This window comes from Sphingobacterium sp. JUb56 (assembly GCF_014191365.1).
GTDB classification, from domain to species: Bacteria; Bacteroidota; Bacteroidia; order Sphingobacteriales; family Sphingobacteriaceae; genus Sphingobacterium; species Sphingobacterium anhuiense.
The window spans coordinates 2,151,746-2,177,972 of sequence record NZ_JACHWL010000001.1; the positions used below are offsets into that span (position 1 = coordinate 2,151,746).

Below are 26,227 nucleotides of genomic sequence, written 5' to 3' on the forward strand. Positions count from 1 at the left end.
TTTATTTTAATGATTTTATTTCAAGATATTTTTCGGTGATACTTTTCCTTGCTACCAATAGGCTTTCGCTCCCCCATTGCCAGGGAATTCCGTCTGCGTTCAATATCTCGGCACCTGATTCCTTAGCGATTAACATACCTGCTATCCAGTTATAGGTATCGATATCTTCCTGAATAAACAGGTCGATTCTTCCAGCGCCCACATAGGCCAATTGCAATCCGTGAGGTCCATAATTTCTTACAATTCCAAAATTATCAAGCAGTCTTGTAACTGTCATTCCAATTTCTTTATTAAGTTGGTTTGTCGATTTATCTTGATGACCGTATTCAAAGACTGACAACATCACCCCCAAATCAGTTTTCTTACTAACCATAAGAGGTTTACCATTCATATAAGCTCCCGCACCTTCTTTTGCCCAAAACATTTCAGTGGCCAAGGGATCATAGATAACGGAGAATAATGGTTTTCCATCACGAATAAATGCCAAATTGATTGTCCATCCCGGAATATGCTGAAGATATTGGATGGCACCATCCATTGCATCACACAGCCAGTAATCCCCTTTTATGGTTGACTCCTTTTGCGATTCGGTATCAAATTCATCACCGATATGCCAAGGCATATGGAAAAAAGTAGCAGTGAGATCTTTTTTCAAAGATGTAAGACACAATACATCAATATCTTCTAATTGTTTCAAAAGTTCATCCATACTTTGAGGTATGGTATTTTGTTTATACTGTTTTAAAAATGCATCCCCTATCTTTCTTACAGAAGCTAAGATGATTGGGATATTGATTTCATTTTGCATATCAATTTTCTGTGTTAAATTATTAATGCAAAACTACTTACAGAATTATACTTTATAATAGTTTCAAAGCAGGGAAAGATAGTTCTAATCACGGAATTTATTCCGAAACTCAAGAGGTGTAAGATTGGTTATTTTCTTAAAAAGTTTCCCAAAATAAGCAGGTTCATCATAACCAACTTTATAAGCAATCTCCTTAACAGTACCATCTGTAAAATATAGCAATCTTTTGGCTTCCATAATCGATGCTGCTTGAATATGAGTGGATACCGATCCTCCTGTTAAAGATTTTACTGTATCATTTAGATGGGACGTTGAAATAGAAAGTGCAGAGGCGTATTCTGCAGGTTGTTTCCAATTTTTAAAATGCTCTTTAAGCAATTTAATGAATTTTTCTTTTATCAAAACACCCCTATTTTCTTTCTCCTTAGCGATAGGCGAAATAGCTACAATTTCTCCTGCAATAATACCTAGAAGACCGTTCACTAGGGAATGCATAATTTTTTCAGTATAGTGATTACTATTGTTTAATTGTATATTTTCAATTAACGCTGTTAGTGATGCAAGCTGCTCATGGAAAGCAGATCCATTTTGAAGTATTAGGGGATTACGGATTTTATTTTCTATGATCTGAAGTAATTCTTCGTTAATTAAAGAGGCATCAATGTTGAACATCCATCCATGAGGATTTTTTACTTCCATAATATAATGGACTTGTTCGGAAGACACAAAAAGTAACGCTGGACCAGTAAACTCAACATTTTCAAAATCAATATTTAATCTAAAGTTACCGCTCAAAGCGATCATTAATTGACAGTGATCATCCCGATGAGGTCTCGAAATGTTGTGTGACCCAACTTCTCGGTTATCCATATTTAGGACGAAAATACCCGCTTTGGCATGGGGGAAAATTTCAAACTGTTCAATATTATGTTTCTGATACTTCAAATTTAATGCTTCTAAGTTGTTGTCCAATAGTTACAAAACTAAAAAATAAAACCCTTTAATTTGTATGATCAGCGTTATATTCTAAATTCATTAAAACGGCAAATGCACAAAAAGTTATATTAAGCTAAGAGGCTATAGAGTAGATCCGATTCCTACTTTAAGAGCATTCAAATCTATTAAAATAAAAAACTAAAAGTCCTTTAAGTTTCTAATTTTAAATTCAAACAGCGTCCCCCTTTTGATCATTGAAAAACCAAATTAAGAAGAGAGATATGCACAGTATCAAAATGGAAATTAAAGAAAGCCGTTTTAGCAGCTATACTTATCCATAAAACAGCTTTCTCCTTAAACATATTTACAAGTAACATTTTATTTAAGATCACCGTACTTTCCTCAGTCTTCCAAGCAACCGGCTTGTCACGTAAATCACAACCGTCCCGACTACCTCCATCATCTCTATATGCAGACCATGACCAAGAGAAAAAATCGGCTGAAGCAATGCTTCTTCAAAATCTTTCTATTTAAAACAAATATGAGATACAGTCAACATTAAAATCAATATATTTATTCCTTTATATACAAATCGATAATTACGCATGAAGCCTGATCTTCTTTTAGAAGCTATTTCAAAGCATGTCAAGCTTACAAATGACGAAGAGAAGTTGGTTGTATCTCTTTTGAAAGAGAAAAAAATCAAAAAGAAACAATACCTGTTACAGGAAAAGGAAATACAGAAATATGGTTTCTTTGTAATCAGCGGATGTCTTAGAAGTTATTCTATTGATAAAAACGGCATTGAACATATCTTACAATTTGCTCCTTCAGGCTGGTGGATCGGTGATATGAGTAGCCTCAAGGACGAGAAACCTAGTGTTATGTATATAGATGCTGTATCTGACAGTGAGATATTGCTACTGTCCAATAATGATCAAAATTACCTATACGAGGCTGTTCCTAAAATGGAACGTTTTTTTCGATTATTAGCAGAAAGTGCGTTCAAAACCTGTCAGTGCCGGCTGATTGAAAATTTGAGCTTACCTGCTAAAGAGCGATATGAAAGTTTCTGTAGAAGGTACCCCACTTTAATACAATCACTTCCAAAAAAACACATTGCATCGTACATTGGCGTAACGCCCGAATTTTTAAGTAAAATAACGGGCTAGCAACCAATTAAACACCTTACTCATTTTACGGAGGAATTCAACTATATTGAATTCATGAATTCAGCTGTACGTAACCAACGTTTAACCATCCGTTTTGCTTCTATTTTTTGTTTTAAGGGACTGCTTTGTAAACTTGACGACCGGATTATAAATCGGTTTTAGCGTAGTTAAATAAGCATAAATACTTTTTAAATCAACATCGGTCATATTGCGGTAAGCAGACCAGGGCATCAGTGAATTAACTGAATTTTGAGCAACAGTATAAAGTGCGGTACTATCTCTGAAACTTCGAAACCTATTCACAAAAGTATCCTCATTCCAATCCCCTAGTCCACTTTCATCAGGAGTAAGATTGGCAGAATGCGTAAAGCCTCCAGTAGGCATCGGGAATTCTAAACCGCCCATAAATGCGCGCTCCATATCAAAGGAATCATCCCATTTTTTTGGCGTATGACAGTCATTACAAGCAGCAATGGTAACCAGATATCTTCCGGAATCAACAGCATTCTTAAGTGATGATAGGTATATCGGATTAGGTTTCCTCGGGATCAATTTATTCGTCAACTGGTAGAAAAAATCTATTGAAGTCTCACCTGCAGGTTGATTGTCTATTGGTTTCAGTGTTCTTAAGTAAACAATAATAGCTTTCAGATCTTCGGGATCAGCCTGACCAAAAGCTTCAAATGGCATCGCATGATTGACCGTCGATCCATCTTTACGGATACCCGAAGTTAACAGTCGATAAAGTTCCTCATCGGACCATCCTCCTACAGCGCCCGCAGGAGTAACGTTAGGCGTGAAAGATTCTCCAGGAAAATCAAAACCAGCCTTCTGGGATAAAAATGGGCCTCCAGCTCCCTCCTGTCCAGGGACCACAGGCCACGAATATCGGGAAACATCTCGAGGGCTATGGCAATCCGTGCAGATGGCCACATGTTCCACCAGATATTTACCTCTTTTTAAAAGCGTAGTATCCCCATGATCGATACTTAGCTCGGGCAGAGCAGGCACACGCGGTAAACTGTATTGAACAAATAAAAATCCCAGACCGAAAACCGTAATCAGAATAATAATTCCAACAGATAAATATTTCCGCCATCTTTTCCATTCAAAAAAATCATTGAAAATAATATCTACGATTTTCATAAACCGATCTTCCTGAATCGCATCATGATACTGCTGCTGCTTTAGCACTTCTAGCATCCTGTCAACAAGCACAAATACCAGTACAAGAAACAGGATAAAAATGATAATTAAAGTTATAGTCATTGTACTGATTAAAAAAATAGGTTGTAGATATTTGCTACAACCTATTTCTGATTATTAATTTAATAAAACTGCTATCTACTTATAGCCCTTATTCTGTCGCATCATATGAAAACTGAATACCGGCAGTACCACCAGTCTCTACAAATAATTTCATGAAATCCTGTGCCGTTTCAGCTCTGTTCCAATCACGTTGCAATTCACAGAACAGTTGTGCAACACTGATTGATACAGCACCCGCTTGCTCCATACGGCGGATAGCCGCATCATGAGCAGCTAAAGACGTACCTCCAACCGCATCGACTACGATGTACACTTCATAACCTTCTTTTAATGCATCCAATACCGGAAAAGTAAGACATGCCTCTGTCCATAGCGCCGTCATAATCAATTTTTTTCTTCCCGTAGCTTTTACCGCTTCAACAAATTCTTTGTCTTCCCACGAGTTGATCGTGGTACGGTCATACGATGGCAGATGCTTCAATACAGATTTTAACTGCGGGATAGTCTCTTTATTAAAACCTGTCTGTACATTTACTGTTGACAGCACTGTTGGCAATTGGTATACTTTGCCAGCTTTCGCTACACCGACGATATTGTTAATTAACAACTGCCTGTCCATAGAAGCAATTGAATTAACCTGAACAGGTTGATAATCAATAACGATTAAAGCGGAATTTTGCGAAGTAAGCAAGTGGTCTTCCACTTGGTTACGGATTGGTAATGAACTCATGCTGTTAAAATTTAAATGAAAATTATAATTGAATTAAACTCGTGTTGTATGTTTTGTTATTTTGAAAATTAAAAATCATAAGCATCGTCTTTCGCTTTAAGAAGCAGAACCGTTGCATCGATAGCATCAAGTGTATCCTGACCAAGCTGATCTAATCGGAATGCAATGTCATCAGCGACGATCTGACCATTGTGAAAGTGTTTTTCTTCCAGAAACACATATTTCTGCACCACCACAGCCTTCATATAATGCAGAATCGGCTTGAGCTGATATTCCGCGACTAAGTAATGCTTTTCTGAACCCGCTGTAGAGATAATACCGATCACTTTATCTTTAAAGCTGTCAATAGGAAGCAGGTCAAATACATTTTTGAGCACACCCGGTATAGAAGACTGGTAGGTAGGGCTCCCAATGATGTACGCATCTGCCGTCATGACTTTTTCAATAAGCGTGCGGGTATCTCCCTCATAATCCCTAAAATCTCTTCCGTCGCTAAAAACTGTTTTAAAAGATGCCAAATCGACCAGCTCCACTTCGAGATCAGGTCTCATTTCCTTCATTTTATTTAAGGTATGTTCCACCGCTATTCTTGTGCGGGATCCAACTATTGATCCCGATATACCAATTACTTTCATAATTACCTCTCCTTTTCCCTTTATGATACTATATTCCTTTGCGTTGCTTTTTTGACAACCGGTAGTACTTCTGTCGCCAGCAGCTCGATCGTATTTGCCACCATTTCATAGGGCACTCCACCAAAATCGATCTGCAACAATACGCGGTCATGCTGGTAGAGTTCATATTGGTAAAGCATCTTATCAATAATCTGCTGCGGGCTTCCGACCATCATCGCATTCTGGGTGCTCGCTGTCTCCGCGAAAGCCGCTTTGGGATACGCACCTCCTCTAATATTTTGCCATGCATGGTTCAGATAGGGATAATACTCCCGCATAGCCTGTTGCGAATCTTTATTGATGTGCGCTAATGTTGTTGTACCCACTGGCAGCTGCGCCGGGTCGAATCCTGATTCCTTAGCCACCCGTCTATAGATATCAACAGACTCTTTAAACACAGCCGAATGTCCACCTAAAGTAGTCAGCATCATCGGCACTCCTTGATAAGCTGCCTTAATCGCACTTGCAGGAGGTCCTCCTACTCCTCTCCATATTGGAATTGATCCGTGAAGAGGTTTGGGGAATATTTCCGCATTTTCGAGAGCTGGTCGATATTTACCCTTCCAGGTAACCACACGTTCCGAATTAAGCTTGATTAGAAGTTCCATTTTCTCTTCAAACAGCTCTTCATAATCCCTGACATTGTAGCCCAATAATTCAAAAGCTCCCAAACGTGAAGCTCGGCCTGCAACAATCTCGGCACGTCCTTCTGATAACAGATCGAGTGTCGCATATTCTTCATATACCCGAACCGGATCGGCAGTACTCAGTACCGTCACAGAACTGGCAATCTTGATCTTTTCTGTAGCCTGTGCAATAGCACCTAGTACAACCTGATTAGCCGATGTAATAAAATATTCCTGATGGCTTTCACCTACACCAATAACATCAAGTCCAGCCTGTTCAGCTAATACAGCTGTACGAACGATTTCTTTTAACCGTTGTGCTTCGCTTACATTCTTTTCAGGCTGTGCATGTGGAAAATGGTCGCCCAAAGAGTATAAGCCGATCTCTATTCCTTTGCCTTTATCAATTCTGAATTTTTCCATATTATCGTTATAATTTGAATATTATCTGCATCTGATATCCTAGTTTGCTACACAAAATTAGGCTATATAAGTGGTCAAAATATTGATCTACATTAAGAATTGCATTAGCCCATCATTTTTATAAAAAGTAAAACACAGCGTTCAATATTAAACTCAAAATCGGGGATTTTCTTCTCTAGACAGCTTATAAAATAAAGCAGTTCCAGTCCATAAATTGCATAACAAACTTAGGACATAAACTTAAATAAGGATATGCTTGAAACACACGAAAGACCGCTATTGTTTTTATAATTTCGGAAATTAATAAATCGAATAAATGAATATAAACAACTGAAAAACAATATACTTAACAACCTCAAACAACAACAAAGAAACTCAAAACGAAATAGCGCATACCGCAAAACACTTCATCATCTAAATTCCGAATATTGAGTATACTAGTTTTTTTTACCAGATCTTCAGCACCTAATTTTAAAGAGCAATGAGATCTATTACAGTATCACCAATCCAGAGCCCTGTTTTTCAACATTTATGAGGAATCATTAACGCTAAAATAATCATGATATCAATTGAGAAAATAACCCAAATACTTGAAGCTTTTCTTGTCATAGATTAATATTTACACAAAAAATGAACTTTAAGTTTGTATCATCAAAGATTAGAAATTTGAGTTTAAAGACAATACTGTTCAAAATAATGGTTTAACAAATAACAATTAAAATTATGTCACTTATCACAAGAATCAATGCTGACGATGTCGCATTATTATTAATCGATCATCAAAGTGGTCTATTTCAAACGGTCAAAGATATCGAAGTACCTACCTTAAGGTCCAATGTCTCTGCTCTTGCTCGCATAGCAGCCATTGAAAATATTCCGGTCATTACCACAGCTTCAGAACCGAAGGGTCCTAATGGTCCATTGATGCCCGAGATTCATGAGATCGCACCACATGCAGTTTACGTCGGCAGAAATGGAGAAGTAAATGCATGGGATACACCAGCGTTTGTAGAAGCAGTAAAAGCTACAGGTAAGAAAAAATTACTCATTGCAGGCGTATTGACAAGTGTGTGTGTGGCCTTTCCTTCAATTTCGGCTATTGCCGAGGGATATGAAGTATTTGCCATCATAGATGCCTCAGGAGATATGAGCCCGTTATCTACACAGGTAACAATCGCTAGATTACAGTTGGCCGGCGTGATCCCAATCACTACCACAGCTGTCATTAGCGAGATCCTGAAAACCTGGAAACACAAAGATGCGTACACTTATGCGCAGGCACTTTCTGCAGTAATGCCTAACTACCAGGCACTCATCGAGAGCTACAGCAAGGCTCAGGAAGTAGCAAGAGAAGAGAAAGGATAAGTTATCCAAAACATCTAATCTAATAAAACGGAATAATTCTGAATAAGAATTATTCCGTTTTTTAACAGGCATGAACCTAAAAAACTGCACTCATGAATAGAAGAATTTTCTTAAAAAACACCTCCCTTGCATCGCTAAGCGCCATACTCATCGGTAGTCATCCTGATGTATTTGGACAGTATTCGCAACCGCTTCAGAACAGCACGGTTTACCTGATCAAAGATGCAGAAATATTGACTATGGACAAGAGCTTAGGACACCTCCCTAAAGCAAGTATCCTGATTGAGAATGGCATTATAAAGAAAATAGGTCCAGACCTGATTGTACCTTCCGGAGCAAAAGTCATTGACGCAAAAAATGCAGTGGTCATGCCAGGACTTATTGACAGCCATTGGCACCTATGGACTTCCATCATGCGGAGCATGCCCGGTTACACCAAAGATCAAGGCTATTTTCCGATGTCGGTCAAATATTCAAGATTAATGTCCACAGCAGACATGAAAACCATTTCAAAATACTCCCTTGCGGAAGCAATCAATTCGGGGATCACTTCTTTAAGTGATTTTAATCACAATACAAGAAGCTACGAACATGCAAAGGCGGGTATCGATGCATTTGCAGAAATGGGCATAAGAGGTCAATTTTTATATGGAGACCACCGGGACATGACCGAGAGTGATCCCACTAATTTTGAAGACATCAAGAAATTATTAGCGCTTGTAAAAGAAGAAAAATATAATAAAATAAAGGTCGACCTCGGTAGCCGTTCGGTCAAATACCCCAAACTCAGAGAAGACTGGGCTGCGGCACGCAAATTAGGAATGCGCATTGTCATCCATGCCTCTTCCCAAGTCCATAAAAGTGAAGGAGAAATAGAAAAACTGCATCTTTTGGGCCTATTGGACAATGATGTAAACATTATCCATGGTAATGCCATTAGCAAAGAAGAAGCAGCTTATGTTGCTCGTGCAGGGAGCTCCATTACCATGACACCTTACTCAGAAATGCGTGTCGGCTATGGATTTCCACCCATTAAAACATTAAAAGAACATCATATCTTAACCGGTGTGGGCATCGACACTGTCGCACTGAGCGGAGACGGAAACCTGTTCTCGACATTAAAATTATTGAAAAATGTAGGTAATGCCACAACAAACGACGAGTTCTATATGAATCCCTATGAACTCTTAGAGATGGCGACCATCAATGGCGCTAAGATTTTAGGGATCGATGATATCACGGGTTCCCTCAGCATAGGAAAGCAAGCAGATCTTATTATGATGAGGAAAGACGATCTCAACTTTTCATCAAACAGCCAGACCGAAAGATTGCTAATTGAGGCGGCAACACCGGCAAATGTAGATCTCGTCATGGTAGGAGGAAAAATATTAAAAGAGCACGGTAAACTGACAAATCAGGATGCTGACCAGTTGCTTAAACAGGCGCAGGAGCTGGCTGAAAAGATTCAAAAACAAGTAGAAGCACAATAGCAGGTAAACACCGTTTTAAGAAAATCAGAAATGGATCCAAAACTTTACTTCCTAACGCTTTTTTTATATTCTATAACGCTACAGAATACACAGGCGCAGAATAAGAGCCTCTATGACTTTAGTTTACTCAGACAGCAGGATCATATAGATACTCTTCTGACTATTGACAACGAAAAAAAAGATTTGTACCAAAGATCAAAATTGGTCCGCCTTTCTGAACATAGCACGATCTCTTTCGGTGGAAGCTGGCGACTGCAGCTTGAAACTTTTAAAAACCAGCAGTTTGTTGATGTCGATAATGGCAAAAGAATATGGACGCTCAATAGATTTTTGGCACATTCACACTTCAAATTCAAAAATGGTGAGGTTTTCGGGGAAATATTAAGCAGTCATGCCAGTGGAAAAGATAACCTGAGTCCGGTAGATCGGGAAAAACTGGATATCAATCAGTTGTTTATCAAATACAAGTTAAGCTCCAAATTTAAAGTCGGTATAGGAAGGGAAAATTTAAAATTAGGAACCGGACGGGTAGTTGATCCGCGGGAAGGTCCAGGAGTAAGAAGATCATTTGATGTGGCCCAGGTTCAATATCAAAACAAAGGTTTCAAAGCTCTGGTCTTTTTTGGAGCAACGGGTAATGTGAAACCAGGTATCTTTGATAATCAATTTCTAGATTTTAATGAGACCCTAAGTTCCATTTACACGACAACCCATATCAATGAGCAACACGCTCTTGATGCCTACATTACGTATCAAAAAGATAATGACGTTGCGTATAGTAATGTTGCGGGTAACGAAAGAAGAGCACTCCTTGGCTTAAGACATTTTGGTAAACTGGGTTCATTTAATTTCAACAATGAATATTTTTATCAGTTCGGAAGCATATCCGACCAAAAAATTAGCGCTTGGGCAGTTGCATTTCAGCTCGAAAAACAATTTCCGATTGCACAGAATACCGTAGCAATTGGTGTAAAATCAAACATCATCAGTGGCGATATAGATCCAGATGATAAAATAAATAACACATTCGATCCCTTCTATCCAAGAGGAGCCTATTTTGGTCGTGTCGCCAGCTTCACTCCTTCCAACTTTTTTGACTTACACCCCTACGCAAATATGACAATTAACAAATTTTTCTTTGAAGTCGATTATGACGTATTCTGGCGCTATTCAGTACATGATGGTCTGTACAATCCATCGATAAGGATAGAGTATGACGATCTTAATGACAGGCGTTTTATCGCCCATCAGATCGGGGCATTATCGGGATACAAACCCAATAATTATCTAAATTTAGAGCTGGAGTCCAATATCATTTGCCCGGGCGCATTTCTTATCGACAGCGGTAGAAATAAGACCATGTTGCACATCGTCTTGAGTGCCGAATTCTCGTTTTAAAAAGAAAATATTGCCAGGTTTCATTTAAGCGAATCCATTTACAATCTAATGTTTTAAGTGACAATCAGCAAATAAAATATTCCACCGGTACATCAAACCTAAGTTGGATCCAAAGATAAAAAGGCCTATATATTATAGATAAGCTTTTTTATTGCTAAGAGCCTTTTTCTTACTCTTTCCAATTCATCGCTTGTAGTATCACTCACGGCTGTATCACTTACGGCAATCAGTGAAGCAAACAGGACATCGCCAATAGAGAAGCACGCCCAAATCGAGCACAGCGCACCTCCTAAAGTTCCAATACGGATATGATTTTTTTTACTGCTGCCAGAGATAACTTCGAAATTGCCATTCCAGTAGATTCAAGTGATTTAAATTTCCCGTGAGATAGAAAAGTCATATTTAAAACTGACCGACATTTAAATTATACCACAGTTTTTTCAAATAGACCAGTATTATTCTTATATAGTACATTGGGGAGCCATTAATAAAGCTTGGAACAATAATTTTGGGCTTATTTCCATAACTTTTTTATGCAACGAAGAGAGCTATTCAGCACTTGGCATAGCATTTGCAAAACCGTTTGGAATTAAGTTACTACTAACTATGAAAATCAATTCAATTATTGTTGCCCTTGCAACTGTTTCGTTGCTTGGCAGCTGTGGCACAGACGATAATCCGTCGACACAAAGAACCCCCGTGACTGTTAAAATAACAGACGCACCCGGTTATTATGATGCAATTCATTTGAATATTGATGAAATTGAAATTCGCACGAGTTCAGGAACTGAGCGCATCGATGTTGACGGGGATCCGTTTAATATCTTGGATTATACGATGGGAAAAGACACCATAATCGCAGGCGATGATGTACCGTCGGGCATGATCCAAGAAATCAGACTCAAGCTTGAGGACGAAGGAAATCAAATTTGGGTTGATGGTATTGCATATCCACTAAAGACACCAAGTGGACAATCTTCTGGTGTTAAAATTAAAGTTCAGGACGAATTGGTTCCTAATGTAGCCTATACGTTGTTACTTGATTTTGATGCTTCAAAATCTATTGTCAAAACAGGTAATGGTGGATATCTGCTTAAACCTGTTATCCGTGCAGTTCCTGTAGCTGTTTCTGGAGCGATAGCAGGTACCATTAGTCCAGCGGCTTCATTGGCACATGTATTTGCAATCAGCGGGACAGATACTGTAGGAACATTAGCCAATTCCGCAGGAAAATTTTATTTCCCAGGAATGCCAGAAGGAACCTATAAGGTAAATATCGAACCTTCGGCAGCTGGTTATTTCAACAAAAGTGTTGAAGGTGTTCAAGTTGTAAAAGGAAGTGTTAAAGATATCGGAAACATATCGGTACAATAAAAAACCGTACTGGACTTTCACATCTAATAAAAGAAAGGAGCTTATGTCATATAGGCTCCTTTCTTTTTGATTCCCATCTCCTTTCCCACTCTTTTTGTGCCTGGAGAAAATTTGAAGAGAGTATTTAATGCTAATAAAAGCACTAATTATATAGAAAAACGAGTATGCTATCACCTATTTTTATTGTAAATCTCAATTTGCCGTGGCGGGTTTAACAGAAAGTTAAGTTGAAAAAGTGTAAAAGGATTTGGAATTACAGAATCGTACATGCAAAATATTTAGACTGCTAAAAGTAAGCTTATGATAAAAAAAAGATAACATACTGTATAAAAAAGTGCATTTGAAAAAATTGGGGTATAATATGCGATCTTGGGCATAAAGCTTTTTATCTTTTCTACTTTTGCCCAAACTTAAGCCCGATGATTAGATATTTAATTGCACTTTACTTCTTATTAACAGTTCAATTTGGAATTGCCCAGAGCATAAAGCTTTCCGGTCAGGTTAAAGACTCCTTATCAAACAGTCCAATACCTTATGCCAGTATTGGTCTACTTGATGCCGACAACAAAGTAATCGATGGAATGATGACAGATTCACTTGGAGCTTTTCGATTTTCCAATATCAAGAAGGGAAAATACAAAATCAATGTCAAATTCATTGGTTACAAACAAATACACCGGTCTATTGAAATCAAGGATCAAAAGAAAATTGATATTGGAACCCTATTACTGGCTGCAGCTGGACAAAATCTTCAAGAGGTAAGCATTACTGCCCATACAGCAACACAAAAACACAGTAGTGACAGACAGGCGTATATGGCAAGTCAATACAAAAATGCCATAGGTGGCACTGCATTGGATATTGTAAAAAATTTACCCTCAGCATCGGTTGATGCGAGTGGCAATATCAGCATGCGTGGTAACACGGGTGTCATTGTATTAATAAATGGGAAACCCTCTTTCCTGGATCCTGCAACTATCTTAAATCAGATAGCGGCCAACGATGTCACCGAAATAGAATATATCACCAGTCCTACCGCCCAGTTTGATCCGGATGGCAAAGGTGGTATCATCAATCTGAAAACAAAAAAATCTACTGCCGATGGGCTTTCCTGGTTAGTCAATCTTCAAGCAGGTTTACCGAGTATAGATGACTATAATAATCGTGAATCACAAAAGCGTTTTGGAGGCGACATTGGTTTCCAATACAAAAAGAAAAAATTAGCATTAAATGGTGCCGTAAATTATCTCAGAAATGACAATGCTGGATTTAGGGAAGGTGATGTCAATACGGTCATTGGGGACCGTCAGACCTTTTTTCCTTCAAAAGGTGAAAGAAGCTTTGATAAATATAACTTCGGCATGAGAGTAAACAGTTCCTACGAAATATCTGACAAACATGCTGTGAGCTTAGGTATGCTAGCTTCCCGAAAATTTCAAGATCGACTTGCCGATATTTACTATAACAACAGGACCATCCGTCCATCTACAGGTGAGGAAATAGGCCGAACAGACTATTTCAATTCTAATCTCCAGAATAAACAAGGAGAATTTTACATGTTCGATTTTAATTATCAATATCAAATCAACACCGCTAATTCCCTTCAAATGGGTGTTATCTATGAATATGCTCATATTTATGGCTCAACCAAAAATGGAAATATCGAGCATGATCTCGATACAGTACAGTGGACCCACAATAAGTATAAAAATCCACTTCATGGATTAAGACTTTCCCTACAGCACACCTGGAAATCTGATCATCAGGAATTATCGACCGGTTACCAGTTAAGGAACGATAACCAAAAAGGAAGTTTCGACTATTACGCTTCTCAAAATGGCAGCAGCAACCAGCAATTAGTTCCAGAATTTACTGGTAAACTAACTGCGACCAATCGTATACATGCTATTTTCACACAGTATAATCAGCAATTTTCAGCTACCCAGCTGTCCCTTGGTCTCCGCTACGAATATTACCAGCGTGATCTGCATTTACTCCATACGGATCAGAAATATCCCTATGCTATTCATCAGCTATATCCAACCTTTAATTTAATGCACGATATGGGATCCGGTTGGTCATGGAAAGTAGCTGCATCCAGACGGGTGCAACGTAACAATAACTTTGAGCTGAATCCTATTCCAGAACGGGAACACTCCGAAACCTTAGAACAGGGAGATCCGGAATTATTACCCGAGTTCACTGTAAATACCGAAACCGGACTGATTAAAAAACTAAAAACAGGAAGCATTTTTTTCAACGGCTATTACCAACACACTAAAAATCCGATCCAAAGAGTAAATTCCGTTTATGCAGATACCATTCTTCGCCGTGTCTTTACAAATGCCGATTATGCCTCTCGATATGGTGCGGAGCTAGGTGGCGAAGGTCGATTGATTTCTTGGCTGAAGGTTAATGGTGGGCTAAATGTATACCATTACAAAATTTCAGGACAGGTCTTAAATTATCAGAATACCAGAACAAATCAGGACTGGGTCTACTCCATTAATGCTGGTATTCAGGCTGATTTCTTAAAAAACTGGAGTACAGGACTACAGATAAATTATTTATCAGAAAAACCTACCGTACAGGGTATGGACTCCCGATTTATCGTACCGAACTTTAATTTAAGCAAAGCTTTTTGGAAGGGAGCACTAACGGCTCAATTGCAATGGCAATTCATTGAGCTTGGTGACTGGGGTGTAAACGAACAGCGGATTACCACCTACTCCAGTGACTTCTACACTACGACAAATTACATTTATGAAAAAAATATAGTTTTGCTTAATCTAAGCTTCAATATGCATAAACTGAATAAGTTATTTAAACTACCGAAAAGCGAATTTGGAGAAAAAGAATTTTAGTTTTCTAATTTTTTGAATTCAGAAGGAGTCATACCCGTATAACGTTTAAAGTATTTAGAAAAATTTGATTTATCAGAAAAACCTAAGGCAAATGCCACCTCTGATATCGAATTTGCAGTGTAGAACAATAGTCTTTTGGCTTCCTTAATAATATACCCTGCTAATACCTCCGACGCCGTTTGATCGGCATTCGTTTTACAGTTAGCACTGAGGTTTTGCGGGCTCGTATTCAGCTGAGAAGCGTAGTGGGCAACATGGTTTACCACTCTGATCTCTTTGTCTAGTAATTCACAGAATCGGTCATAAAGATTTTGCTGCGTAGATTTAGCCTGTTTTGAACTGGCTTTATATTCTAATACTTTTGCCAAGAAAGCTTTAAACAAGCCTTCTTGGCAAATTTTATTATCTTCCACAGCCAAAAGCTTCAATAGATTTTCAAAAACAACACCTTTATCGAAGTATATGGTGTTGAAGTGACAAATAGTACCGACCAGCCGATTTATTTCCAGATCCAAACTTTGGCTCACAAAAGCATCTTTTACCAACAGTACAAAACCCTTTACCGGATTGACCAGCTCCCAATGATGTACATTATCTTTCTGAATGATGAGTAAACAAGGTGTCTTTATAATTGATTCCTGACCATCAATTATATGCTTCCCCGACGTAGAAGATAGAAAAACAAGCTCTAAATAGCCATTATGCTTATGCGGTCTAGTTATATTTTTGGACAGGTCAAAATCAACAACTTTTATTAACCTTTGAACATCCAGTTTATCTTTTATTGCTATCTTTTTTCGATCTTTCATTGCTTCACAATTATAGTAAACAATACTGTGAAAATTTACATTTCAAAACAAATTAATAAGAACCTCAACCTATAATCCATGATCATCCATCTTCTTGAATATAAAATCAAAGATTTTTCTCCATTGATTCATGTCACTATATCCAAGCGGATTAATCTTTTAAAGATCTGGTCACGACAACCTTGCCTTTTGCGCGACCACTTTCCACATAGGTCAGTGCATCATTGGTGCTGTCGAATGGGAAAATTTTATCTATAATTGCTTTTATCTGATTAGCTTCAATCAATTTGGTTATTTCGGTTAATTGTTGGCCGTTTGCGCGCATAAATAGAAAAGTGTAGTCAATTTTCAGCTTGTTTGCTTTTTTTTCTATGCCCCTACTCAATAAACTTATTATTAATTTCATATACCAGGCTAAACCCAGATCTTGAGCAAAATCTACAGTAGGTGGACCAGAGATTGATATAACTTTCCCTCCTGGTTTTAAAATACCGAAGCATTTCTCCAATGTTTTGGTATCCTGACTATGCAATACAACATCATAATCACTGATTATATCTTCAAATTTTTCAGTTTTATAATCAATCAAAAGATCTGCACCGAGCGACTGTAATAAATCAAAACTATTTTTACTCGCAGTGGTCGCCACCGTCGCACCCAAATATTTAGCCAATTGAATAGCAATCGTTCCTACTCCACCCGATCCGGCCTGAATAAATACTTTTTGACCTTTTTTAATCTGAGCAATTTCAACAAGAGCCTGCCAGCCGGTCAATCCGACGAGTGGTATGGAAGCGGCCTCTTCCATCGTCATATTCGTCGGTTTTAAAGCAATATCATTTTCATCTATGGCAACATATTCCGCAAAACCACCAATACTAAAATCGGGAAGCCTAGCATAGATTTCATCGCCTACCTGAAAGTTATTCACTTTTGAACCAACCTGCACGATAACACCTGCCACATCGTGACCTAGAATAAGAGGCATTTTATAGGGCAATAATAATTTGAAATCGCCATGCTTTAACTTAGCATCCAATTGATTGATACTGGCAGCATAGATTTCAACCAATACTTGATGCTCTTTAGTCTTGGGTGCCGGAACTTCAACAAATTCTAAGGTATCCGTTTTACTATAGCGGTTAATGCGAAATGCTTTCATTGATCAGGATTTTAATAAGGGATTTATTTTCTTCGGGTTAACAAGATTAAAAGTTAGTTTAGGGAAGATACGGTTTAAAATATAAACCAATTTGGAAGAGCCCACTCGAATGTGAAAGCGGTCTTTCTCTAATCCAGCAACTAAAGCTTTTACCAGTTCTTCGGGACTTAATTTAGGATCATTTCTATCTACAGTCATTGCTGTAGCAACAAGTGGTGGAACAAGCTCGAATACTTTCACATGGCTTTTTAAAATTCCAAGATGTGCACGTAGAGCTGTTGTATAAAATGCAAGCGCAGTCTTCGATGATGAGTAAGTTGCCTCAAGCAAAGAAGGTACATAACTCAACAGCGATGTGGTATTGATAATCGCAGTTTCAGGTCTTGACTTCAACATATCAAGAAAAAGATTATTCAAACGAATAACTCCTAAATAATTGATATTCATCTCATAGGCGGCTCCTTGCAGATGTTTTACATTTGAAATCCCGAGATTAGAAGGTTCGACTCCAACTCCGGCATTATTATATAAAATATCTATTCCACCGAGTTTTTCGATTTCCTTAAAGAGTAACTGTGCTTCTTCCTCAGAAGCGACATCACTTTTAATCGGAATGACGCCGGGGTACATTGCTTTTGCTGCATCCAATTTAGCTTGATTTCGTCCTGTAATAATGACATGAACACCTTTTTCTAAAAATTGTTTTGCGGCCTCCAGTCCTATTCCAGATGTTCCCCCTGTTATTAGTATTGTTTTTCCTTTTAATTCCATAATTGATATAAATTGCTTAAAGTGGTTCTTCATTCGTTAACAAAATGAAAACCCGTAGTAAAAACCTGCTGCCCTGGATTTACATCCGAAGGTGCCAAACGCTTTTCTCCATTGTGCAGATCTGATTGCGAATATGCACCAGTTGTAATGATTAATCCGGCAGAAGCACGCTGTTTGTATAAAGTGTCGTTAGCTCAGTTGCTTTATTTTCGGGATTATCAGAACGGCTTCTGGTCATGTGAGCCATCACAATACGGTTCCGTAATTGTAATCCATTTTTATGGTAAGAATCAAATATTGCACTGTTCTCCATGGTATTAATAATTTAAAATCGTAAATTTACTTGCGTTTTGCAAGTGCAAATATAAATATCAACTTGCAAAATGCAAGTGTTTTTTTAAAAAAGTACATTATTATGAAAAATAGATCGCAATGCCCTATCAGCTGTTCACTAGATATTTTAGGAGATAAGTGGTCATTACTGCTCATCCGGGATTTGATGCTATCGAAGCAATGCACATATGGCGACTTCTTAAAATCTGAGGAAAAGATTGCAACGAATATCTTGGCTTCAAGATTGTTGATGCTCGAAGAAAATGGTTTGATCAGTAAATTAGAACATCCGGAAAGTAAAGCAAAAGTATTATACACACTTACTAAAAAGGGAATAGATTTACTCCCATTATTGATTGAAATGCAATTATGGGCAGATAAATATTACACGATACCCGTTGAACGGAAAGAGATTATTAATGCTGTAAAAAAAGACAAAGAAGGTTTTGTAAAAAAACAGAAGAAGATATTACTGGATTTTGTAAAAAACCCTTGATTTTTTTTATAGGATAAGATACTATACCCTAAATATAGTTTAGCAAAGTTGAATTCTCCTTAACATATTTACAGGAGCAAGTACCTAGTTGCCTGCTCCTGCATCATGATCACTTTTTCCTTATTCTCCCTAGAAGTCGACTAGTCACATAACTCACGACCGTCCCGACCACAGCCATCAAGGCAGTATGCGTAACATCAGCGAGCGAAAAACTTGCCCAGATGGAACAGAGCGTACCACCAAGAGTACCGATACGGATATCATTCCATTTCATCCCGCACCTCCTTTTCTTGATTAGGCAGAATTTTCTCTGGTGGCGGTAACTCCTCCTCTCCTTTTTCGTCCTTATCATCCAGCACAGTCTCCACCACACCAAGCCCCAGAGCGATGTATTTAATAATATTCAGTGCCTTTCCCGGCAGTTTAATCGGCGCCATCAGCACTACCTGTAGCGCCCGGCTTATTTTTTGAATTATCTTTTTCATTTGTTTAAAAGTTAGAAGGTTAGAAAATGGTGAGAAGGTTATGAGGTGAGATCGTCACTAGTCACTGCGTTACTCATTCACTTCGTCACTACATTACAGCCGAAGGCTTATCCAAAAGGCCTAGTATTCCGACTGCGTAATTTCAATCCCCACCTCCCCTTTCACCATCATTGCCAACAGTTTCTCATAGAGCGATACGTACGCCTTTTTAGACTGATAGATTTCATAATCACCATCTACTAAAGCCATTTTATTTCCGATCAGCACACATCCGGAGGTATCTCCGATATTATTGCCGATATGGATATAGACATAGCTAAAATTTGGGATATCCATGATCTCGATCATGCCACGGTGCAGCTCTGGGAATTTTTTGCGGTAGCGTGCATTCATAGCACCATAAGTATTGAAGCCAAGCCGGTATTTGCCAGACGGAATCGCGGTGCTTCCTTTTATTTTCGTTTCGCGAACCGCATCTTCCAGACCGTAGCCGACAAATTCGCCATCGAGGTATAATTCAGACAAGGTACTTTCCTTGCCTTGTTGAGTACGGATTAATTTTAAGTTCATCGTTTTTGGATTTTAGAGATTAGGGAAGCGAACCAGCAGTTCACCTCCCTAAAAACAGATGTACAGGTTACGCTAAAACCAGTTCACCTAGGTAGTAACTCAACGAAGTTTTGATGCCATCACGGTGCCCCGTGAAGATCCACCCTTCCAAAGTATCACCCGTATAGCTGACCGGTAAAGGCAGCGATAAAGATGCATCCAAACGCGTTGCCGACTCCATGATACTGAAGAAATTCTTCGTTTTATTGTACATGAGCAACACCACCGAATCATCTGCAAAAGCGTTGAACTTATTGATTTCCGGAGACCAAGAAATCTCCAGTTCACCCGCATTAACTTCGGCCCATTCTACGCCCATTAAATTGGAAAGCGCACCTTTGGAAATCACCACCTTCGAATAGTCAATTTCCAGGCTCGGATAAGTCCCTGTTATGCCGTTGTTAAGCAAAAACTGCAATGCTTTGTTGTACCCTGTAGCTTTGCCCTGCAGTTTATCCGAATAACCCAGGTTGAGCACATCTTTGATCGGCGAAAGAAAAGCAACCGCCAAAGCGAACTTTGTACGCTGTTCCATCTGACCAACCGAAGCCTTTTTACCTGTCATTTTTGGTAGCGATTTGACATAATCGACACTTCGCCATGAACTCCCTACGACGCTGCCCACTTTACCTGAATACGCGCCTACAATACCTTTTAAAAATCTTGCCATTGTATTAATTTTAAACTGTTTACATTGTGACCTGCATGCCGGTCGTTGCTGATATCGAGAACTAAAGTAGAAGCAAAATCAAAGGAAAAAGAGTAATGATCGTGTATGATAGCAGATGAGAGAAGACCCTATCATTGCCGATCAAAATCGGCCGTATTAGGACAAGAAAAGAGATCAAGAATGGTGGTCCTTCGAACCAGGTTTGGTCTTAAATCCAGACTGAATCGGGATAGATTCGACAATTTATCGGCAGGTGTTCGGCAGTTCTTCGACAACTTGTCGAAGCCCAGTCGAACCGCAGTCGAAGCGTACCCGAGCAAGTCTCGAACCTGTCTCGAACAACAGTCGAATCGCTCTCGAACAGCAGTCGAACCGTTCCCGAACAAAGGTTATAAAAAAGTGATCTAGCATGATAGGTTCAGAATCTAAGAACAGATCATTTCAGATCATCTAAACTCATCCTCTTTTATTCAATTGCAGATCCAGTTAAAATTATTGAATCAGGATTATTCCTCAGTAATCAATACTATAAGGTAATATTTGTAAAAATATTGCAAAACAATTATTTACAATTTCATTTTATTTGGTATTATTGTAATAGTAAAGATCAATAGAAAAACCCTTATACCTTCAACTACAACCTTTTTTAATCATGATAAGCGAACCCTTGAAAAGTAAATTTAAAATTTCACCGACAGCCAGTTTAGTGCTTTGTTTAGCCAGTGAACTTTATCGAGACGGAAAAACATGCCAGGCATATGTAGAAAATATCGATACTTCAGAAGGAGAATCGCTGGTAAAGAGTTTTAAACAAGTATTCGAACATTCCGAGTCAATCGCAATACTTAGAAAGCGGTACATCCGCCATCTTTTCGAAGACTATGCTAAGCAATTCCCAAAATTCCAGGTCTGTATTTTAGGAGCTGGTCTTGATCCACTTTCACTTTATCTGCTAGAGCAATACAGTGACCAAATCGAGACTATTTTTGAAGTGGACATGGAATCGATGGACGAAAAACGTGCTATGTACACCAAATTGATCGGTGATACTGCTAAATTAAAGCTGATAACACATGATGCTACCGATATTGATCCTTTGTTGGCTGAATTGAAAAAAATGGGTTATCATTCATCAATTCCGACAATATTCTTACTGGAGGGTTTTGTTTATTACATCAGCCGGGATAAGTTCAGTACATTACTTGAAAAATTAGCCGCCGCTGATGGACAGAAAGCGGTAATACTGGATTACGTTATACCATTTGAAGCTGTTCATGAAAGCAATCGGGAGAAATCACGACTCATGCTTCGTTCGCTGGAAAAAGGCTTAGGCTGGCCAATCATGGTTTATCATACCTTTGATATCACTGGATTAATCCAATTTTTTAAAGGAAATATAATAACATCTGATTCAACACAGGCCATGGAAAAAACATTATATGGGGAAAACAAAATTTACATTCAACCAACGAGTGGCTTTATGGAAATAATTAGTTTTAAGTTTTGATAAAGATCCTGAAGTTGAAAATTCAACTTAAATAATAACCTTTTTACTGAGGCAGATTCCCTATTACTGAATACCAAATCAGCATAGAGAAACTTTAAAATAAAGCATTTCAACACTCTTGTTGAAATGCTTTATTTTTACTTAAAAAGAAGTAATTCCAGATCAGATCCGTCCTCTTCTTCTGCCCTCCTCCAGTTGCTGTGACAAATCTTCTTTATAAAAATAATGGCGCTTTCCTTTTCTCCGCGGTATCAGTTCTCCCTGCCGCACCCAACGGTAATAGGTTGCAGTTGAAATATTAAGAATTTCAATCACCTGCTGGATATCCAATAGTTCGGGATGTTGAAATTCCCCCTTTTCACCTTGCGCTTGATACTGTGTTTGGACAGGTAAGGATCCATTTACCCGCTTGGAAGATTCTTCCAGCAAATTGATGATGATTTCCAGATACTGGCAGATTCGTTTTATTAAACTTAACATAAAAAAAAGTGTAAATGCCCGGTACCGGATCCATGGATTCAAAAGTCAAGATTGTAAAACTTACAAACCCATTACCTAAAGCGATTGAACAATTTGTTTTATCGCTGCTCAATTTGAACGAAACGTATCGTACAATCTTGAAGCATCCATTTTCAGCAAGCGATCATATTCCCAAAATTTTTCAAAATTAGATCGCAGCCGTTCGGTTTCGAGCAACTCATCTATGTGTTTTGTATCCAGATTTTCATCCAGCTGAGTTCTAAAAAAACTGATCAGTTCAACCCGTTTTATCTTACTTCCTTTTATAACGGAAAGCATATTTTTTTTACAGTAAAGCATATTCACAAAAGCTTTATTGTTTAATTTGACGATCCACGGATTATTTAACAATGCCTCAACTGCATCATTGGGCAACAGCCACTTTTTACCATTTGCATAAATACCGAAATAGACTATTTCAACCCGTTCAATGATAACCAGCTCAAGCACAAATCTAGTATGATCCTGTACTGGATTCATCCAAAACTTCTGTTCGCAGATATACTGAAGCAGCACATCTACGCTTCGTTCTTCAAGCCACAGGAGAGGCAGTTCATCACGTTCGCTATGTAACGGCATTTCCGTTACCTGATCTTCCAGTTTTTCGGTCTTTTCCCGCAGCTGTTCTACTTCAAAGCTCAATTCCTTATTTTCAATCCGCAACTGCTGTGCTGCTTGATCATGTTCATGTATGTTGGCAATTAATTTATAATATTGGCTCTTTACGGCCTGTTTACGGACCAACAGATCCGTATTCTCTGTTATTAATTGCTCTTTTAAATCAATCAAATTATGATTGACAGATTGTAACGAATGGTTCTCTTTCTGCAGCTCCTCCAATTTTCCAAAAGAAAAAAGAGTACGCTCAGGCTTAAAGAACAAATACAGGCAATACAATAGCACGGGTATAATGAAGAACCAAAAATCAGCTGCGAAGTACGCTTTTGAGAACAGAGAAGCTGTCGATCTGCCTACGACCACCGTGTACAGTAACAGCATATGAAAGACCCATACCAATCCTGCAGTCATAAATAAAAAGAGAGGAAGTGTCGACCATAACGGTCTTTTCTTTGTGCCTTTAGAAAAAGTAAACAGTCGATACTGTACCCAGGAGATATAATACAGATAGAGAAATGTCAAGGGGATTGTAAAAAGGATTGTCAAGACCATAACCGGCTTTTTCAGACGGTACATCGGTTCAGGTAAAGCACTACCAAGATTAATCAGAAAAGCAAAAATAATTATACCTAACACATAATAAATCGTGTTAGAACTCGGTTTTAAAATGCGCATCAAAAATATTATAAATGGTTTAGGAAAATAAGTTTAATAAAACGACACAATAGATAAATATAGCACCTTATTTTAAATATAAAAAATAAAACTGACTGCTTTTTAAATCAAAATAAATCCTTGTAAGCATGAAAGTTAATTTAAAAAACCTATAGGTGATAAAAATAAATGTTCCCAAACGGGAACATTCGCAAAAAGCAACCTAAAACATTCTTGACGACATCATTAAATGTGTTTTTATTTGTAATTCATTAATAACAAATAAATATTGTCATGAAAAAAAATTTTGATAATCAAGGAGTAAACGCGTTTCAGATTGAAGTATTTTCTTTAAGTTCCATAGCCCGGCAAGTCATCATTAACCTTGCACGGACAGACCTTGCTACACTGTTATTGGACAATTTTTATCTAGATATCAGCCAACAGCTTTACGTTTCCAGTATGACCCTTCAATTCAAAACAGAACTAGGAAATAAAATTGCCGAAACATGGGAAGCGGGACTGCATGTACACTTTCAAAAATATACACCTGCAAAAGATGAAGATATTAAAGATCTCATCGTTCTTGATCCGAATCTGATTAACAATGATGCTTCGGAAACAGATGCTGAACAGTCCTTCGCTCCTCGATTACCCATTTCCATCACGATCAGATATCGCCAGTAATAGTTTAAAAAAAAGAAATATTGTTCCGATCCCAATCCCTTTCTTTAATTCCCAAAATTAGACCTAAACTATGAAAAACGCTTATTATGAACTTGTTGGGATAGAACCAAAACTGATCGAATACCCAGGTTCGGTCAGTGATGGGACTATCCATCTTCCGAGCGCGAAGACCCGTCATTGGAAAGGTGGCGATACCGCAATCCAGGAAGAGATCCTCCATACACTGGTGGGCACTGTCTATTGCTATGATTTTCAGATCGATCAGCCTACGCAGATCCATTTTGAGATAAAAACTCCATTTGTCCAGCTCTACCATATGATGAATATCAAAGGAAAAGGTACGCTCACACAGCGAAGCAATGCACAGACATTTCCTTTACTGGATGGCCGTGGAGTGTATCTGTACACTCCTACGGACCGGTTCACGCTCCATCTCGAAAGAGGACATTACCTCATCTACGGCTTCTGCTTCCACCCCGATATTCTGTTTGCTGCAGACAGCGGTGAACCCGAATTTATCCGGCCTTTGCTCGATGCCTTTCATCGGCAGCTCCCCCATCTGGTCGCGAGTATAGACTTCAAAGCCGGTCTACAGACCCATGAGAAGCACGTTGAACTGTACGATATGCTTCTTCAAGGCAAAGTGTGCAAAGCGCTGTGTATTTTACATATATTGCAGGCACTCTTTGATCTCAGTATCCGTAAGATGAGACATGTTTATGAGCAGCACCACCCCAACCGTATGCTGGTCGATAGTGCCCGGGATATGATAATCAATCATTTCCAAACCAAAGAAGATGATATCACGCTGACCGAAATTTCCGGCAAGCTCAAATGTGCACCAAACTATCTCAACAAATTGCATATCGTGCATTACGGCACCAATCTCAATACTTTCAGGAAAGAAGTCCGTTTAAATAAAGCTAAAACACTTCTACCGAACAATAAAATCCTCTATGTTGCACTGACATGCGGTTTCAAAGATCAGGGTTCATTTTGCCGTTTTTTTAAACGGGAGACCGGTTATACAGCACAGACCTATCAAAAAAACAAATAAAACCGATCCGGGCAACTCATTTGACCGATTAGGTTAACTTCCCCGCCCCTATACTCCCCTATCTTTGAGTAAGATAACCAAACAGGAAATAAAAAGAGGTATCATAATTTAGGTTTATAATTGGTTGCGATCTCCGGCTCCCAGGGAGCTGGAGATTTTTAAAAATCTAAAATAGGAACAGCAATAAGAAATACCAATACCGAAGAAAAACAAAAATTACAAACATGAAAATCCAACAACAGACAGACCAAGTCGGATATCCAGATCGGTTACCACACCATCCGCGCCGTGCGAGCTTAGAAACAAGCTGCCCGTCATCAGCATACCGCTGTAGGGTTCGCGATCAACTTGCGCTGGGTAGCAAGGTCCACTTGGAACGTTGTTGTTATTCAGAAGTATTAAAAAGATAGCAAATTCTCCGGTTATAGAAGCATTAGTGCAGCGCTTTAAAGTGCCTACATTAAAAACAAGCTGCAAATCATAATAAGCTATTAAAGCAACGATATTATGAATAGATAGTAAAAGAGTAAAAAGAATATAGGTTTATATATGAATAATAATGTCATGATTAACAGAACAGGTATGAAACACTACCGTCGCAAATTTGCGACATTCCCCGGTGGCCGGGGCAGGAAATAAAAGTCCACTTTAATAATAAAAGCCTCCGATGCGCGGAAGCTTTTACGTGGCCATCCTTCAACACGTAGGATGATCGATTTGA

25 protein-coding genes are annotated in these 26,227 nt (G+C 38.5%); 10 read left to right on the forward strand and 15 right to left on the reverse strand.

Translation table 11 applies throughout. From position 1 onward, the window contains the following. Window position 1 precedes the first annotated feature (1 nt). Entirely contained in the window at window positions 2–808 is an 807-nt protein-coding gene (locus FHR29_RS08895) for an inositol monophosphatase family protein (protein ID WP_183913906.1), read from the reverse strand. A gap of 84 nt (window positions 809–892) precedes the next feature. Beyond that, entirely contained in the window at window positions 893–1,753 is an 861-nt protein-coding gene (locus FHR29_RS08900; protein ID WP_183913909.1) for a helix-turn-helix domain-containing protein, read from the reverse strand. Between the two features lie 596 nt (window positions 1,754–2,349). Here FHR29_RS08900 and FHR29_RS08905 point away from each other — a divergent pair. After that, window positions 2,350–2,916 (forward strand): Crp/Fnr family transcriptional regulator, encoded by a 567-nt coding sequence (locus FHR29_RS08905; protein ID WP_183913911.1) that lies wholly within the window; start codon window positions 2,350–2,352, stop codon window positions 2,914–2,916. 81 nt (window positions 2,917–2,997) lie between these two features. Here the strand turns inward: FHR29_RS08905 and FHR29_RS08910 are convergent, their stop codons facing one another. The 4 genes from FHR29_RS08910 to FHR29_RS08925 form a co-directional block, all read right to left on the reverse strand. Further along, complete coding sequence (locus FHR29_RS08910) at window positions 2,998–4,185, reverse strand: cytochrome c (RefSeq protein ID WP_183913913.1); 1,188 nt, start codon at window positions 4,183–4,185, stop codon at window positions 2,998–3,000. 88 nt (window positions 4,186–4,273) lie between these two features. Then, a complete protein-coding gene (locus tag FHR29_RS08915; protein ID WP_183913915.1) occupies window positions 4,274–4,915 on the reverse strand; it encodes a hydrolase in 642 nt (213 codons plus the stop codon). A 68-nt stretch (window positions 4,916–4,983) separates the two neighbouring features. Continuing rightward, window positions 4,984–5,550 (reverse strand): NADPH-dependent FMN reductase, encoded by a 567-nt coding sequence (locus FHR29_RS08920; RefSeq protein WP_183913917.1) that lies wholly within the window; start codon window positions 5,548–5,550, stop codon window positions 4,984–4,986. A 20-nt stretch (window positions 5,551–5,570) separates the two neighbouring features. After that, window positions 5,571–6,638 carry an LLM class flavin-dependent oxidoreductase gene (locus tag FHR29_RS08925; protein WP_183913919.1) on the reverse strand — a complete coding sequence of 356 codons (1,068 nt, stop codon included), beginning with the start codon at window positions 6,636–6,638 and terminating at the stop codon, window positions 5,571–5,573. Window positions 6,639–7,361: 723 nt separating this feature from the next. Here FHR29_RS08925 and FHR29_RS08930 point away from each other — a divergent pair. From FHR29_RS08930 to FHR29_RS08950, 5 genes are all read left to right on the forward strand, one after another. After that, a complete protein-coding gene (locus tag FHR29_RS08930) occupies window positions 7,362–8,003 on the forward strand; it encodes an isochorismatase family protein (RefSeq protein WP_183913921.1) in 642 nt (213 codons plus the stop codon). Between the two features lie 92 nt (window positions 8,004–8,095). Next, window positions 8,096–9,493 (forward strand): amidohydrolase family protein, encoded by a 1,398-nt coding sequence (locus FHR29_RS08935; RefSeq protein WP_183913923.1) that lies wholly within the window; start codon window positions 8,096–8,098, stop codon window positions 9,491–9,493. Between the two features lie 30 nt (window positions 9,494–9,523). Next, the gene (locus FHR29_RS08940; RefSeq protein WP_183913925.1) at window positions 9,524–10,891 is read left to right on the forward strand and encodes an alginate export family protein; all 1,368 of its coding nucleotides are present in this window, start codon (window positions 9,524–9,526) and stop codon (window positions 10,889–10,891) included. A gap of 606 nt (window positions 10,892–11,497) precedes the next feature. Then, a complete protein-coding gene (locus tag FHR29_RS08945; RefSeq protein ID WP_183913928.1) occupies window positions 11,498–12,265 on the forward strand; it encodes a DUF4382 domain-containing protein in 768 nt (255 codons plus the stop codon). 419 nt (window positions 12,266–12,684) lie between these two features. After that, window positions 12,685–15,129 (forward strand): TonB-dependent receptor, encoded by a 2,445-nt coding sequence (locus FHR29_RS08950; RefSeq protein ID WP_183913930.1) that lies wholly within the window; start codon window positions 12,685–12,687, stop codon window positions 15,127–15,129. Here FHR29_RS08950 and FHR29_RS08955 read toward each other — a convergent pair. The 4 genes from FHR29_RS08955 to FHR29_RS08970 all read right to left on the reverse strand — a co-directional run bounded on the left by FHR29_RS08955 (window position 15,126) and on the right by FHR29_RS08970 (window position 18,184). Further along, window positions 15,126–15,938 carry a helix-turn-helix domain-containing protein gene (locus FHR29_RS08955; protein WP_183913931.1) on the reverse strand — a complete coding sequence of 271 codons (813 nt, stop codon included), beginning with the start codon at window positions 15,936–15,938 and terminating at the stop codon, window positions 15,126–15,128. The genes FHR29_RS08950 and FHR29_RS08955 overlap by 4 nt on opposite strands. Window positions 15,939–16,089: 151 nt before the next feature. Beyond that, entirely contained in the window at window positions 16,090–17,100 is a 1,011-nt protein-coding gene (locus FHR29_RS08960; RefSeq protein ID WP_183913932.1) for an NADP-dependent oxidoreductase, read from the reverse strand. 3 nt (window positions 17,101–17,103) lie between these two features. Next, a complete protein-coding gene (locus FHR29_RS08965; RefSeq protein WP_260291988.1) occupies window positions 17,104–17,904 on the reverse strand; it encodes an SDR family oxidoreductase in 801 nt (266 codons plus the stop codon). Between the two features lie 118 nt (window positions 17,905–18,022). Further along, a complete protein-coding gene (locus FHR29_RS08970; RefSeq protein WP_183913933.1) occupies window positions 18,023–18,184 on the reverse strand; it encodes a hypothetical protein in 162 nt (53 codons plus the stop codon). A gap of 102 nt (window positions 18,185–18,286) precedes the next feature. On the opposite strand from FHR29_RS08970, the gene FHR29_RS08975 reads away from it, so the two are divergent. Then, window positions 18,287–18,700, forward strand: a complete 414-nt coding sequence (locus FHR29_RS08975; RefSeq protein WP_183913935.1) for a helix-turn-helix domain-containing protein — start codon at window positions 18,287–18,289, stop codon at window positions 18,698–18,700. A 260-nt stretch (window positions 18,701–18,960) separates the two neighbouring features. Here FHR29_RS08975 and FHR29_RS08980 read toward each other — a convergent pair whose 3' ends face one another. The 3 genes from FHR29_RS08980 to FHR29_RS08990 all read right to left on the reverse strand — a co-directional run bounded on the left by FHR29_RS08980 (window position 18,961) and on the right by FHR29_RS08990 (window position 20,464). Continuing rightward, window positions 18,961–19,185, reverse strand: coding sequence for a hypothetical protein (locus tag FHR29_RS08980; RefSeq protein ID WP_183913937.1), 225 nt, complete (start codon window positions 19,183–19,185; stop codon window positions 18,961–18,963). Window positions 19,186–19,305: 120 nt separating this feature from the next. Further along, complete coding sequence (locus tag FHR29_RS08985; RefSeq protein ID WP_183913939.1) at window positions 19,306–19,755, reverse strand: DUF5675 family protein; 450 nt, start codon at window positions 19,753–19,755, stop codon at window positions 19,306–19,308. A gap of 67 nt (window positions 19,756–19,822) precedes the next feature. Next, on the reverse strand, window positions 19,823–20,464 hold the full coding sequence (locus tag FHR29_RS08990) for a DUF6266 family protein (RefSeq protein WP_183913941.1): 642 nt from the start codon (window positions 20,462–20,464) through the stop codon (window positions 19,823–19,825). A 652-nt stretch (window positions 20,465–21,116) separates the two neighbouring features. Between FHR29_RS08990 and FHR29_RS08995 the strand changes: the two genes are divergently transcribed. Next, window positions 21,117–21,971 (forward strand): class I SAM-dependent methyltransferase, encoded by an 855-nt coding sequence (locus tag FHR29_RS08995; RefSeq protein WP_183913943.1) that lies wholly within the window; start codon window positions 21,117–21,119, stop codon window positions 21,969–21,971. Window positions 21,972–22,133: 162 nt separating this feature from the next. Here the strand turns inward: FHR29_RS08995 and FHR29_RS09000 are convergent, their stop codons facing one another. Beyond that, the gene (locus FHR29_RS09000; RefSeq protein ID WP_183913945.1) at window positions 22,134–22,451 is read right to left on the reverse strand and encodes a helix-turn-helix domain-containing protein; all 318 of its coding nucleotides are present in this window, start codon (window positions 22,449–22,451) and stop codon (window positions 22,134–22,136) included. A gap of 108 nt (window positions 22,452–22,559) precedes the next feature. Then, on the reverse strand, window positions 22,560–23,783 hold the full coding sequence (locus FHR29_RS09005) for a hypothetical protein (protein ID WP_183913947.1): 1,224 nt from the start codon (window positions 23,781–23,783) through the stop codon (window positions 22,560–22,562). Between the two features lie 273 nt (window positions 23,784–24,056). On the opposite strand from FHR29_RS09005, the gene FHR29_RS09010 reads away from it, so the two are divergent. Together FHR29_RS09010 and FHR29_RS09015 are read left to right on the forward strand one after the other, a co-directional pair. Then, window positions 24,057–24,449 (forward strand): hypothetical protein, encoded by a 393-nt coding sequence (locus FHR29_RS09010; RefSeq protein WP_183913949.1) that lies wholly within the window; start codon window positions 24,057–24,059, stop codon window positions 24,447–24,449. 70 nt (window positions 24,450–24,519) lie between these two features. Further along, a complete protein-coding gene (locus FHR29_RS09015; RefSeq protein ID WP_183913951.1) occupies window positions 24,520–25,506 on the forward strand; it encodes an AraC family transcriptional regulator in 987 nt (328 codons plus the stop codon). The last annotated feature ends 721 nt before the right edge of the window (window positions 25,507–26,227 follow it).